The following is a 13,875-nucleotide window of genomic DNA, read 5'->3' as shown; positions in this document are numbered from 1 at the left end:
ATTAATTAAATAAAGCGTCATGGTGTTAAAAACCAAGGAAAGTGAGAACTCAGTATGAATTTTTTTATCAATGCGGCTATGGGCATGGGAAACTCTGGTGTCGAACATGCAGAATTTTATCGGGCAAAGCGCTTTGATCAGGTTGGGATACCTTACCGATTAGTGTTTCTAGATCTGATTCGCGAGCTGCACCCTGCGATGGATCGCTGGCATTTGCGCGACGACCAAGTCATCGATCTCTGGGAGTATCTTGTCTTAGGTGATGATTACCTTAAAAATGGACTCGAAAAGCGAATGACGCCGCCAGAAGATAAGCTGGTTATCGACGGTACGAACACGCATCGCAAGCGGGAATATATGACTGATTCCGGCATGATGGTAGTTGAACATTACGTTAAGTATCCGGATATACATCATCCTGAAAATAAGGTTTTGATGGTTGGCAGCGGTCGTGTCGAGTTGTTCGACGTTGCCAGTGGTAAAAGACGTGTGATGTACGAGATCATTGACGATGAGAATCGTGGAAGAATTATTGCCAATATCCACTTGTACGATCAAAGAGGAAAGCACTTATTTTTTCGCAATGCGCTTTTGCTTTATCGTTACTTCTTTGCGCAACTTGATGCGGCGTATGGTGCTCCCAGTCATTTCATTATTGATCGTGGTGAAAACACAGACCAGGCTTTAATGAATTATCGACTTCCTGAATCAAAATTAATTTATATGATCCATGCTGATCAGTTATCCGACAGGGATGATCCAAAAAATCCTCTATGGAACAATCACTATGAATTCTTGTTTGATCACTTGTCCGCTTTCGATCGGGTTGTGGTTGCAACTGAACTGCAACGTAAGGACATGTTGATTGACTTTCCTAATGATGGTCAGCGGTTTGTAACCATTCCGGTTGGTGGCGTTTCTGATGAGCCTGCGAAAATAACCCCACGTGAGTTGAAAGAACCGATTCGATTGATGACAGCATCGCGTTTAGCATCAGAAAAGCATATTGATCTGATCGTCCATGCTGTTGCGAAGTTACATAATCAAGGTCATGATGTTCGTTTTGACATTTATGGTCAAGGCAGTGAAGATGTCAAGATTAAAAAGGCTATCGAACAAGAAAACGCGCAGGATTATGTGGTTCTTAAAGGTTTATCCGATGATTTAGCGGACGTATATCCGCAATATGACGTGTTTATTTCTGCCTCATTTTCCGAAGGTTTTGGTCTAACCTACATCGAGGCTTTGAATGCTGGACTGCCAATTGTGACCTTTAAAGCACGGTTTGGTGCCTTGGAGTTAGTCAAGGATGGCCAGAATGGCTTTCTGCAGGATTTCAAACGTGAAGATGATGAATTTGACGTTGAGCAACTAATGCGAGGAATTGAGCGGCTTATGAAGTCAGACTACGCGCAACTTCAAAAGAACACGCAGATCTCGGTTGCGTCATTTCAGGATCACGTTATAGCTGGAAAATGGAGGAAATTGATCGATGCATTATGAGTTGTTGAACACAGTTGATTTGACGTCCCCCGTTTGGCCGGATATCAAAAAAAGAATAGCGCGCGACCATGCCACACTCTTGACGCTAACGGCTGAACCAGACTACGGAAAGGTTTTAGCAAAGGAGGGTTTAAAAGGTATTAACCTCGTTGACTTACTGACAAAGCGCACATATCACCCTAAAGAATACAGATTTTTCAACAAAGTTCGCGTGCCTTATTCTGCTAAGGTTGATATGAATGAAAATGGCAGTATTTCGATTTTACATGAAGGTGACAGTATTGGCCGTGAATTTTTGTTTCCGGATTCGCGGCGAGCGGCACAGGATATTCGTTACACCAACCTCGATGGTAGCTTGGATTATATCGAAGAGTATGCTGCTGACGGTAGTGTCTTCAGTAATATTTTTTATTACAACAACGAGATTCAAGAAATTGTCTTCTATGACATGCAGCAGCGTCCGGTGTTAAGATACTATTACTACGATAACGCGATTAACTACATTACCATTGAAGATCCGATCAGTCATGAAGTGAACACGCACTATGCTAACTTAGGGGAGTTTATTCAAGACCAGATGGCTAAAAGGGTGCATCCCAATGATACGGTGACTTTCAATTACATGGGGGTCGAATTAGATTCACTTGTCAAGACCCGCTCACATAACGTTTTACAGTTAGTTGAAAACCCCTTTGATGACAATCATGTTTTGCGAGGCAACCTTGAGGCAATCTTGAAGAACGATATTCCATATGTTCAGGAGGTACGGATGCCGCTGGCGGCTTTCCAAAAAATTGGTGAAGCTAATGTGCCTATGAATAAGATCAGAATTGGTTAGTGTCATTTAATGGGCATTAATCAGTCAAGATAAAAGGCGTTTGTATGCATTTTGTTAACTGTACACAGACGCCTTTTGTCATAGATTTCTTAGAGAAACGCAGCAACCTCATTAAAAAAGAGGACTCTTAGTAACAAACTGCAGGGCGGCAGCGATGACTTGATCCATGTTATAGTAGCGATAAAGACCAAGCCGTCCTCCAAAAGTGACGTTTGGAACTGATTGCTCGGCATATTGACGGTAACGTGAGAACAGGTGGTTGTTAGTTATATCGTTAACAGGATAATAAGGTTCAACATCGCGACTCCAAGGTTGTGGATATTCATGAGTAATGACAGTTTGATTTGGGTTGCCATGACCAAATTCAAACCATTTGTGCTCGATGATGCGCGTAAAAGGAACGGATGCATCTGTGTAATTCATAACAGCGTTACCTTGGAAGTTTGGTACATCAAGTAGCTTTGTATCAAAACGCAATGATCGATATGCCAATTCGCCGAACCGGTAATCAAAGAACTTGTCAATTAAACCGGTAAAAATGATGTGGTCATAATGTTGCAGAAAGTCCTCCTTGGCCGAAAAGAAGTTTGTTTTAAGATGCGTTGTGATATGAGACACATCCAGCATTTTTTCGACTATCTGGGTATAACCACCAACAGGAATACCTTGGTAGCGGTCATTGAAATAATTGTTGTCAAAAGTCATACGAACAGGTAAGCGGCGGATAATAAAGGCGGGTAGGTCTTTGGGCGCGCGTCCCCATTGCTTGGTAGTGTATCCTTCAATTAGTTTGTGGTAGATATCCGTGCCCACAAGTGAGATGGCTTGTTCTTCCAAATTTGAAGGGTTCTTTTCGTGTAGGCGGCTGCGTTGTGAATTGATCTTGGCTTCTGCAGCTTTAGGTGTGGTGGTTCCCCACATTTGATAAAAAGTATTCATATTGAAGGGTAGATTGTATAAAGTATTGCGATAGTTTGCAATTACTTGGTTAGTAAAACGATTGAAGTGCGCAAATTGCCGCACGTAGTCCCATACTACGGGATTTGATGTATGGAAAATGTGCGCACCATATTCGTGTACTTGAATACCGGCAATGTCGCGAGTATAAACGTTGCCGGCAACATGATCTCGCTTTTCGATAACTGTGATATGGTGTCCCTTTTTTGCAAGTTCATGGGCACAGACAGCACCAAACAAGCCTGCACCAACAACCAAAATCTTCAAAGATCGAACCACCTTCATGCTTTAATGGATTTATTTTAACATAAGTAAAAAGGTACATGTTTCTTAACCTCAAAGCATTGAATTGCTTTGGAGAGCATATCACACATAATTGATAACTCGTCTCAGAAAATTTACCGCAAAAAATGCCTAAAGGTTGATTCAGGGTTTTGGCGACTATTTATGAATTATGTCATTGGTGTTATGCTTATTTATAAATATTTTTGTCAATAACATTCGGGTAGGGTGGAGAATAAGATGCAAGCAGTCATACTGGCAGCAGGTAAAGGTAGCCGATTTAAGCAGGCAACAAAGCACAAGCCAAAATGCATGTTGTCTTTTAACGGGGAGACGTTGATCGGACGGATGATTCGACAGCTGAACCAACTTGACCTGAAGCGTATTGTCATTGTGGCCGGCTACAAAGAAGAAGTCCTGACGAAGTATCTAAAATCCATTGAGTCGCGGGTTCCCATTACGATCTTGATAAATGATCAGTTCGCAACGTCAAACAATATTGTGTCGGTTGCAAAAGCAAGTTCTGTTTTAGAAGAAGACGAAACGTTGCTGGTCGAATCTGATGTCATTATTCGCGATGAACTCATGGATGTCATTCGCGATGCGCCGACCGATGCCGCCATCGTCAGTTCTTTGGACAACTGGATGGACGGAACTGTTGTCACGTTTGATGATGATTATCAGATTACGGCATTTGTTAGTCGCGATGACCAACAAGAGGCTTTGGCAAGTGATTATTTTAAGACTGTCAATATTTACAAGCTTAGCTGCCATTTTAATCGTCATTATTTTTTGCCATATGTACGCCAACAAATCAGAAGCTTTGGTGGTAATGACTATTACGAAACGGTATTTGGTGCTTTAGTAGCTTTAAAGAAGGGACTTTTGCGGGCAGTCGTGGTTGATGCGAAAGATTGGGACGAAGTTGACACGCTTCAAGAATTGCGGCTTGCGGAAATTCGGTTGAATTCAAACCCAACTGAAAAGATGAAACGACTTAGCCGACAATATGGTGGTTACTGGCGTTTTCCTGATATCAAAGACTATGCCTACCTAGTGAATCCCTTTTTTCCACCAGAAAAACTGGTTCAGCAGTTTCAAACTGAATTGCCAAGCTTGTTAACGGCTTATCCTTCAGGGATGACGGTTAATTCAGAATTAGCCGCTGAGGCCTTTGATTTAGTGCCAAAAAGAATCGTCGTAGGTAACGGCGCCTCCGAGTTGATTCAGGCGGCTTTAAAACTAATTCCCGGCAAAATTGGCGTCATTCGACCGACTTTTGAAGAATACCCCAATCGCGTCGCTGGAACCCAAATTGAGACGATGATAACCCAACAAATGGGTTTTCATTATACGGGGAGAGACGTGATCCATTATTTTTCCAAGCATCCTGTCAACTGCTTGGTTCTTATCAACCCTGACAATCCGAGCGGCAATTATTTACAAAAAAAGGAAGTACTTGCGATTTGCAAATGGGCACAGAAGCTTAACATTCGCGTGATCGTTGATGAGTCCTTCATTGATTTTGTGGATGCTGAACGTCATCCATCGTTACTTAACGAAGATTTATTGAAAGGGTTTCCGAATCTAATTGTCATTAAAAGTATCTCAAAATCGTATGGTGTTCCTGGCGTTCGATTAGGAGTGCTGGCAAGCGGCCATGAGGCATTAGTGGCTCAAATCAAGCGGGTATTGCCTATTTGGAATATCAATGCTTTTGGTCAGTTCTTTCTTCAAAAGGTTAGCAGCTATCAATTGGCTTACAATGAAGGGCTAGTTGTTTTTTACAAGGTTCGTAAGCGGTTTTTCCGAGCCCTTGAAACGATTCCGTACATGACAGTTCTGCCGTCACAGGCCAACTTTTTCATGGTGCAGCTCGTCGGTGTGACCAGTCAGGATCTTTCTTCTTACCTTCTTGAGTCGGCCAATATTTTAATCAAAGATTTAGGGACAAAACCTGGCATCGAGGGCGAGTATGTAAGGCTTGCGGTTAAAACGGACGCAGAAAATCAGACACTTATCCACGCATTGAGGGCATACGATGGAAACACAACTTTTTGACTTTAATCAACTGAATCAACTGCACGTTTCTGAAAAAGAGAAAGTGAAGTGGGTTGACGATGCACTGCGAATGCAATCACATATTGAGCTGCCGGCTAAAATAAGTTTAAAACCAAGCTCTGAAGTTTTTTATAATTTTATGCCAGTCGTCATCCCCGACCTGAACATTGCCGGTGTAAAAGTAATTAATCGCATCCCCGGTCGCCACCCAACGCTAACAAGTCATATCATGATCTACGATTTAAACGATGGTCATTTAAAAGCCATTATGGACGGCGACTATATTACAACCGCCAGAACCGGTTCAGTTGCAGCTCACAGTATTCAACTACTAGCAAGATCACATTATAAAAGTGTGGGCTTTATCGGATTAGGTAATCAGGCCAGGGCAACGGTGAAGTCATTATTGTCAATTCATGACGATCCCTTAAAGATTGTGTTACTGAAGTATAAGGATCAGGCGAGTGATTTCGAACGGTACTTACAGTCGCTAATGGGCATCTCATTATCCGCTGTTCAGATCGTTACGACCCCTGAAGAGGTTTTCCGTCAATCGGATGTCGTGGTTTCTTCGGTTACTTATGCCGCGAAAGATATATTAACCGATACCAGTGTGATGGAACCCGGAACCTTATTGCTGCCAATTCACACCCGGGGATTTATGAATCTCGATGCAGTTGTTGATCGGATTTATTGCGATTCTGTAGCCCAGATTCGCAACTTTAAATACTTTGACAAATTTCACGGGTTAGCACAAATAAATGACGTGTTAACAGGTCATGCGCCTGGTCGCCAAAATGATCAAGAGCGGTTAACAGTCTATAACATTGGCACGGCATTACACGACTTGTTTTTTGCTGCTAAGTTTTACGAACTGGCGAATAAACAAGGAAAGGCCTCATTTGACTGGCAGGAGCCGCAAGAGAAAGTATGGTATCGGTAATGGTTAAATTAGCGTCACTCGAAAATAGCTATGTCAATTTATCTGGCAAGTTGCATGATTCTGAATTCATTAATCTTGCGCAGATCGCCAATAACGCAATTCACTTTGATCAGCGGACGCTTTTTTTAGACGAACGTGAAAAGAAAGAACTAAATCGGCAACCGTTGGCAGTCCATCATGGCGGCGTCTACATTTTAGAGCAGCAAGGAATTTTGGGACTTGTCTGTGATCTTCCAATTCGCGAGTATCAACAGCAGCACGTCCGGAACCATGAACTTGTGCTACCGGATACGATTCAAGGAATGCTTAGTAATTATCGTGGGTACAATACAGAAGCCGCACCTGTCTTGTTGATGGCAAACACAGATATGCATTTGTCAGCGTTTGTTGCGAATCATGTCCCGAATGCTACTTATCAGTTTAATGGGATTCGCCTATTGTACTATAACGAAGCAGATGCAGCGGCACTGCTTGATCGGTTCATTCCAGTTGATCATCTTTATGTCGGCGATGGGCATCATCGGCTATATGCCACGTCATTAAGTGGTTTTAAGCAAAAGGTCTTGGCATATGTTGTCGGTTTTAACGATATTCGAATTGACCCGATACACCGAGAGTTGATCCGCATTAGCGACGATCGTTTTGCGGCAAGTTTACGCTTCATCCAAAAGAAGTTTCAGGTAACATTGCTCTCGGAAAGTAATCCTGAGCCAGATCCCGGAACCGTTATTATGTTTCGCGGGAAGCAAGCTTGGCGTATTCGGCTTATTGCGTTAGATGCAGATGGATTTTGGAACAACGATATTTATCGGTTAAATACACAAATTATTCAGCAAGCATTTCGGGTTTTTGATGGACAACGCCAAGTCCATTATCTAAGTGAAAAGGAGTTTCGGCGCCATCGGAGAAATAAAAATGCTGTCTTTTTCAAAGTTCACCCCATGTCGAAATCAGCCTTTTTGGAATCGGCCGCCGATAGTAATATCCTGCCACCGAAGTCAACTTGGATGTTTCCCAAGGCGCCTTCTATGTTGATTTTGAGTCGTTATCAATAGCGTTAGTTAGATAGCCAACTTTATGAACTAAGGCGCCTGCAAAATAAGATACTGTTTGATAGGCGCACATAAGAAAATTTAGGAGGTCATAGGCAGGTTATGAATGAGCAAAAACGTCACATCTGGGAGAATTATCTCACGCGACAATGGTTTGCATTTGGCAAAAAGGATGAAGAACCATATACGCGAGATATGATTTTGAATTCTGACGGACAGATTAGTAACTATGCGGCACACAATGAAAGCTTTTGGCAAGTGCGTGATGATCAACTGCAGTTTCTGGATATGAATCATGAGATCACAACACGTTTTCCTCTTCCCGAAAATCCATGCGAGATGGTTAAATTCATCTTAATTGGCGATTATGTGCTCGATCCATCTGTCCAACATCAACTAATGGCGCGCCAATTGCCCGAAAGCTTACATGATCTTAAAAATGGTTTTGGCAACCAGCTTGATGCTCATTTTGATCAGGCTAGTTTAACCGTCACTCCGCTCATAAAGAAGATCAAGACACGCTCGCGTGTTCGCGTTGCCTTTATTTTGAATAGTGTCGAAACGCTACCGGCACTTTTACCGTTAATGAAGGCACTTCAAGAAGATGAAGCGTTCGAAGCTAAAATTCTTGTTATGAATAAGCAGTATTATGATTTGAACGTTTTGCCGACACTCGATGACGTCACCGCATTCTTACAGAAGCAGCAATTAATTTGTATCCCTGTGGAAAGCAACTACGAGGCAGCTTTAAAGAAATTACGTTTGTGGCAGGCAGATTTTATTATTCGCCAATCACAGTGGGATGGTGACTATCCATCAGCCTTTCAAGCTGATCACCTTGATTGGGCAAGATTGATTCACGTGCCGTATACCATTACAGAAAAAATGACCTACGCACCTCATCATCAAAAGGGAACGATGCTGACAAATGATTATTACTTGCATGTGTGGCGCTATTATACAGCCGAACCACTTTATCCAGATGAAAAGGAAGCTGTTGCGGCATCATTTATCTCCCAGGACATCTTCCAGCCGGTGGGATCCATGAAGGCCAAGATGATCGAGCATGCGACCCCGAAATGGCCAATCAACCATCCAGGTAAGCGCGTGCTTTGGACAGCTCATCATTCGGTAACTGACACGTGGTTTAAATTTGGAACTTTTCCAAGGATATATCAAGCCATGCTGGGATGGGCACGAAAACATCAAGAGCTTTCAGTTTTGTTCAATCCACATCCGCTGTTACGTGAAATCATTGCTACTGAACCTGTTTCTGGCGTGACACTGGAACAGTACGATCAATTTTTAAAAACTTTTGCAGCCTTACCAAATGGTGGCGTGCTGCAGCATCAATCACAGTATGGCGCATCTGCTGCTGCCGATGTGATCTTGACAGACGGGTATTCCGCATTTTACGAAATGCAAATTCAACGTAAACCAATTGTGGCACTGCTGCGGAAGAACCACACACCCTTTACACCAGAAGGGGAGAAAATTCTCCACGGGCTGCATGTTGTTCATGATATCGGTCATGCACAAGAAGAATTATTGCGACTCTTAAGCAAGCCGGATGACAAAAGAGCCCAACAGATTGTCAATACGCAAAACTGGTTGATAAATGAGCATCCAGAGCAAACTATTTTGCAGGCAATGCTTAAAGAGATGAGGATTTAGGCGTTGAAAATGCTGGTTTAGAAGTGATTGAACGGGTCAAGCTCCATCGTCAGTATTTTTAAAGTTGGATTTATGTCACTTCAATCCCCTGATTTAAAAAATTGTCAGCTCGCTGCCAACGTGAGATTTACGATGCCAGCGAGTTTTTTGTGGCCTTTTTAGATCTTAATGTATTTGAATACCAGTATCTGTATAGCGAAAAAATAGACTGAAACGCCGTCTCGATTAGCGTGATGTAAGCGCAGATTTTGTTCTTGAAACGTGGCATTCAGATAACTAAAAGAAAACGCGGTCGTTGAAAAAGTTAAAGGCGTACACAAATATTAATTGCCTGAAAATAACAAAAAGTAAGTAGTTTAATCAAAAAAATAATTTTGAAATTTAATAATATTAGTTATATCATTGAAATGAGTGTAAGTATCAGTTGGGGTCATTTGATATTGGTATGGAGGCCTTGTATGACATGGGAAAAATAAATAGACGCGAGCAGTTCATTAAAGAAAACGGCAAAGTCCGTTTTCGGATGTATAAGGCTGGCAAACGATGGCTGGTTGCCGGTACGGCCACAGTAGCTGGACTGCTGGGCGGTATGTTTATTTTGCCGCACAACGTTCATGCTGCTAATCAACCACAGGTGGGAAAAGTTGTTGGCAAAGATGATGTTTTAGCGACTCAAAATACTGCAACGATTCCTGCTAATTCAACGCAGGCCTCCAACACGACCTCGGAATCAACTTCAGTATCCGAGGCGGGGAGTCTTTCTGAAAGCGTTTCGGCTAGTGCTGTTAGTTCCACGAGTATTTCTAATTCTGCCACAAATAGTTTGGCCAGTGATAGCCAATCTGAGTCGACAACGACATCGAACTCGGCGAGTCAATCGAATCCAGTCAGTCAATCAAGCTCTGGTAGTCAGATAACTAGCGGTAGTGGTTCGCTTAGTCAATCTCTTTCGATGAGTACAAGTGCACAGACTTCTGCTAATCAAGCAAAGACAGGTCGCACAATGGCACAAGCATTTGCAGCTAATGTCAGTGTAAAAGCAGCGGCGGACGCCATTGATCCAAACAGTTCGGATTATAAGGGTGCTGTTAGTGAAGCGGACAGTAAATTAAAGGACAATGCAGGGTCGTTGTCACTGGGACTTAATACAGGCAGTGCGGTTCAAAAGCTGACGAAGTTGTATGATCTTTATCAAAGTACTAACGGAACTATGTTAGATTCAGATGGTACGGCCAATACTGCAATGGATATTCTGGGCAGTTGGCACACTGGGCTTTGGAGCCGTAGCGCAAATTGGTCCGCCGGTTACGCGGCCGCTACTGCTGCATATGTCAATGGCTTATTGGCATGGCTGGACAATATTAACAGCAAAGCCAATGACGAATCGGCTGCCAACGCTATTATTGATTATAAAGCTTATGATAGTACCGCTTTGCAAGGTACCTCTGGCTTTTTAGGGACCATTGCTAATATTGCAGGTGCGCTTGGCGGCGTCATTAGCGGTTTGATTGATACATGGTTTGGCAATGGCGTTTATGCGCCAAGTATTATGAATTATACGGTTGATAGCAGTAATATTGCCGCCGATGCTGTTAACACCTCAATTAAAAATGTGAATGCATTGGTCAAGTTGCTGGCAACCAATATTATCAATGGTATTGCTCATGAAGCGCTTGCGGATGTCCGCTCTATTGGTGGCGCCAACACGGCGATGAACAAGAATTCAAGTACTGGTACCGAAATTTCTGACTACGTTCCAAAATCGTTAAGTGAAGCAATTGCTTTAAACGACGGCTATAAAAAGCTGGTTAGTGGACTTGGGTTGGATAAAGTTATTAATTCACCCCTCATGGAAATGGTCTATGAAGCAATTGCGAATGTGGCGCGTCACGCCATTCAATACAACTTTGCAATCGGTTTTCAAAAAGCTGTCGATATCTTTTTGTCAACGGGCAAGTTGGGTGATGGCAAGTCAATCTATTCTTCGGTAAAAGGCTATGATGACAATAACCCGGCCGCAATGGTTGGGACTACACAAAGTGCTGATTTGTCTGTTGTTACACAAGCAAGTGGTTTCGCTTGGGCAAATAAAGTTCTGGCGCCGCTTGTTAAGTATGCGGCAAGCAATGCGTTAGCAGATGCGGCAGCAGGTAACACTGATAACAAGACAAAGACATCTGCTGATTTATCAGCTTATTTAGAGTCCCAAGGTGCCATTACAGCCGATATGCAAAAGCAGATTGACAGTGGTGCTGGTAACCAAATTGTTTCAGGCGTCCCGGCCTATACCCGGAATCCTCAAGGTGCTCAGGCTGTCTTGGTAGCCTTTTACAATGCTGAGTACGCTGCTGTCCAGAAGGCGTTCACTGACTATCAAGCCAATCCGAATATGAGTGCCGATGATATTTCGAAAAATACACCGACGTTTGTTTCACCAGGCGATCCTAAACTGCCATCAAACGATAGTTACTATAAAGACGATAGCGGTGCGCACAGTTATAGTTTAGGTGACTATGCCAATGTTATTCACTATCTGCAGTCTGCTGACGCCGCATACAATGCGATGGTGACCGCTGATACGAATTCGCATACTAGAACGACAAAGGGCGACATAAGTACTACTCCAGGAAGCTTTACACCAAGCTTCAACAATACGTTATTGGGTAACGTTCCAGAAAACACCGACTATGCTACCAAGTTGGTTACACCGGTTTATGACGCGGCCTATACGCAAGAAGCCAAGAATGCCAACGCTGCTTATAAGGCTGGGCGTGAAGCCTACCTTAAAGATTTAGTCAATTACGTTAACAAAGAGACAACAGTAAAGCCAAACGCTTGGACGTCAGGTTCTGCGCAGAAGCCATACACAGCAAGTTCTGATACAACGGCAACGACCTATACTTCATTTAACCATGAATCACCTGAACTTGATTCAGGGACTGCATTTAGGGATGGTTATGGTTCTGTTATTGGTCTGGTTGTTAATTATGTTGATCAGGATGAAAATAATAAGATTGTTGACACTGATGTATCCTACGTTGGTGAAAGTGGCGACAAGATCGATTACAAAATAAATGCAGATGGCAAGTACATTCCATCAACCTACGAACAATCAACAACCAAGAATCCAACAATTCCGGCTGAATTCACAAACTCGCCTGATGACAACGTTGGTACCGTTTATCTTGTCCATAAGCATACTCAGTCGACAGTAACACGCCAATTTATTGTTCACTATAGCGTTCCAGAAGGCTTTCCTGATAAGTTGCCAGATGTGACAGAATCGGGTACTTATACTAAAGACACCGATGAGGTTACAGGAGAATCGACTTACACGCTTACTAAGGCTCCGGCTGCTGTTCCGGTTAATCATGTGCCGGGTTATGTGGTCAGTCCGAACGGTGTTAATTGGACTAAAGATCAACTAATTTGGACTGGTCCTTCACTTACGGTAACGGTTACTTACTCTGTGGATGTCCAATCATTATCTGAAAGTACATCAAATTCTGCCTCAATGAGTATGAGTCAAGCTGTCAGTCAGTCAACAAGGGCTAGTCAGTCGACACAAGCAAGTCAGCTTCAGAGTACGTCGGTACGTGAGAGTCAGTCGACCAGTCGGGCGATCTACCCAAGTCAATCGACAAGTGCCTCGATTCAGACAAGTCAGTCACAGAGCACATCACGGCTAACAAGTCAGTCGGTTCAGACCAGCCAGTTGCAGAGCACGTCAGTACGTGAGAGCCAATCGACCAGTCGGGCGATCTACCCAAGTCAATCGACAAGTGCCTCGATCCAGACGAGTCAGTCACAAAGCACTTCACGGCTAACAAGTCAGTCGGTTCAGACCAGCCAGTTGCAGAGCACGTCAGTACGTGAGAGCCAATCGACCAGTCGGGCAATTTATCCAAGTCAATCGACAAGCGCTTCAGTTCAGACAAGTCAATCACAGAGCACTTCACGGCTAACGAGTCAGTCGGTTCAGACCAGCCAGTTGCAGAGCACGTCAGTACGTGAGAGTGAATCGACCAGTCGGGCGATTTATCCAAGTCAGTCGACAAGTGCCTCGATCCAGACGAGTCAATCACAGAGTGCTTCCCGATTGACGAGCCAGTCAGTCCAGACGAGTCAATTGCAGAGCACGTCAGTACGTGAGAGTGAATCGACCAGTCGGGCAATCTACCCAAGTCAGTCGACAAGTGCCTCGATCCAGACGAGTCAATCACAGAGTGCTTCCCGATTGACGAGCCAGTCAGTCCAGACGAGTCAACTGCAGAGCACATCAGTACGTGAGAGTGAATCGACCAGTCGGGCAATTTACCCAAGTCAGTCGACAAGTGCTTCGATCCAGACAAGTCAGTCACAAAGCACATCACGGTTGACGAGTCAGTCAGTACAGGCAAGTCAATTGCAGAGCACGTCAGTACGTGAGAGTCAATCGACCAGTCGGGCGATCTACCCAAGTCAGTCGACAAGTGCTTCGATCCAGACAAGTCAGTCACAAAGCACATCACGGCTAACAAGTCAGTCGGTTCAGACCAGCCAGCTGCAGAGCACGTCAGTACGGG

Annotated in this window: 8 protein-coding genes; 7 read left to right on the top strand and 1 reads right to left on the bottom strand. The window is 43.6% G+C overall.

Features of this window, described 5'->3' with window-relative positions; genetic code table 11:
- The first annotated feature begins 54 nt into the window (after nucleotides 1-54).
- Both BVJ53_RS10950 and BVJ53_RS10945 read left to right on the top strand, forming a co-directional pair.
- Entirely contained in the window at nucleotides 55-1,503 is a 1,449-nt protein-coding gene (locus BVJ53_RS10950) for a glycosyltransferase (RefSeq protein WP_129302424.1), read from the top strand.
- Complete coding sequence (locus BVJ53_RS10945; RefSeq protein WP_129302423.1) at nucleotides 1,493-2,341, top strand: hypothetical protein; 849 nt, start codon at nucleotides 1,493-1,495, stop codon at nucleotides 2,339-2,341. The genes BVJ53_RS10950 and BVJ53_RS10945 overlap by 11 nt, the downstream gene beginning before the upstream one ends.
- A 111-nt stretch (nucleotides 2,342-2,452) precedes the next feature.
- On the opposite strand, the gene glf is transcribed toward BVJ53_RS10945, so the two are convergent.
- Complete coding sequence (gene glf, locus BVJ53_RS10940) at nucleotides 2,453-3,565, bottom strand: UDP-galactopyranose mutase (protein ID WP_129302422.1); 1,113 nt, start codon at nucleotides 3,563-3,565, stop codon at nucleotides 2,453-2,455.
- A gap of 255 nt (nucleotides 3,566-3,820) precedes the next feature.
- On the opposite strand from glf, the gene BVJ53_RS10935 reads away from it, so the two are divergent.
- The 5 genes from BVJ53_RS10935 to BVJ53_RS10915 form a co-directional block, all read left to right on the top strand.
- Nucleotides 3,821-5,641, top strand: a complete 1,821-nt coding sequence (locus tag BVJ53_RS10935) for an aminotransferase class I/II-fold pyridoxal phosphate-dependent enzyme (protein WP_129302421.1) — start codon at nucleotides 3,821-3,823, stop codon at nucleotides 5,639-5,641.
- Nucleotides 5,622-6,584, top strand: coding sequence for an ornithine cyclodeaminase (locus BVJ53_RS10930; protein WP_129302420.1), 963 nt, complete (start codon nucleotides 5,622-5,624; stop codon nucleotides 6,582-6,584). Before BVJ53_RS10935 ends, BVJ53_RS10930 begins: the two co-directional genes overlap by 20 nt.
- Nucleotides 6,584-7,639, top strand: coding sequence for a DUF1015 family protein (locus BVJ53_RS10925; protein WP_158280579.1), 1,056 nt, complete (start codon nucleotides 6,584-6,586; stop codon nucleotides 7,637-7,639). Before BVJ53_RS10930 ends, BVJ53_RS10925 begins: the two co-directional genes overlap by 1 nt.
- Before the next feature lie 99 nt (nucleotides 7,640-7,738).
- A complete protein-coding gene (locus BVJ53_RS10920) occupies nucleotides 7,739-9,310 on the top strand; it encodes a hypothetical protein (protein ID WP_129302418.1) in 1,572 nt (523 codons plus the stop codon).
- A gap of 463 nt (nucleotides 9,311-9,773) precedes the next feature.
- A partial coding sequence (locus BVJ53_RS10915) for a KxYKxGKxW signal peptide domain-containing protein (RefSeq protein WP_167470194.1) occupies nucleotides 9,774-13,875 on the top strand: 4,102 nt, incomplete at its 3' end.

The organism is Lacticaseibacillus chiayiensis, from assembly GCF_004123795.1.
GTDB classification, from domain to species: domain Bacteria; phylum Bacillota; class Bacilli; order Lactobacillales; family Lactobacillaceae; genus Lacticaseibacillus; species Lacticaseibacillus chiayiensis.
This window is presented reverse-complemented; position numbering and strand designations above follow the sequence as displayed.

What these genes read in the sequence shown, in the direction of transcription:
- BVJ53_RS10950 (WP_129302424.1), top strand. Translation starts at nt 55, where the DNA reads ATGAATTTTTTTATCAATGCGGCTATGGGCATGGGAAACTCTGGTGTC.
- BVJ53_RS10945 (WP_129302423.1), top strand. Translation starts at nt 1,493, where the DNA reads ATGCATTATGAGTTGTTGAACACAGTTGATTTGACGTCCCCCGTTTGG.
- BVJ53_RS10935 (WP_129302421.1), top strand. Translation starts at nt 3,821, where the DNA reads ATGCAAGCAGTCATACTGGCAGCAGGTAAAGGTAGCCGATTTAAGCAG.
- BVJ53_RS10930 (WP_129302420.1), top strand. Translation starts at nt 5,622, where the DNA reads ATGGAAACACAACTTTTTGACTTTAATCAACTGAATCAACTGCACGTT.
- BVJ53_RS10925 (WP_158280579.1), top strand. Translation starts at nt 6,584, where the DNA reads ATGGTTAAATTAGCGTCACTCGAAAATAGCTATGTCAATTTATCTGGC.
- BVJ53_RS10920 (WP_129302418.1), top strand. Translation starts at nt 7,739, where the DNA reads ATGAATGAGCAAAAACGTCACATCTGGGAGAATTATCTCACGCGACAA.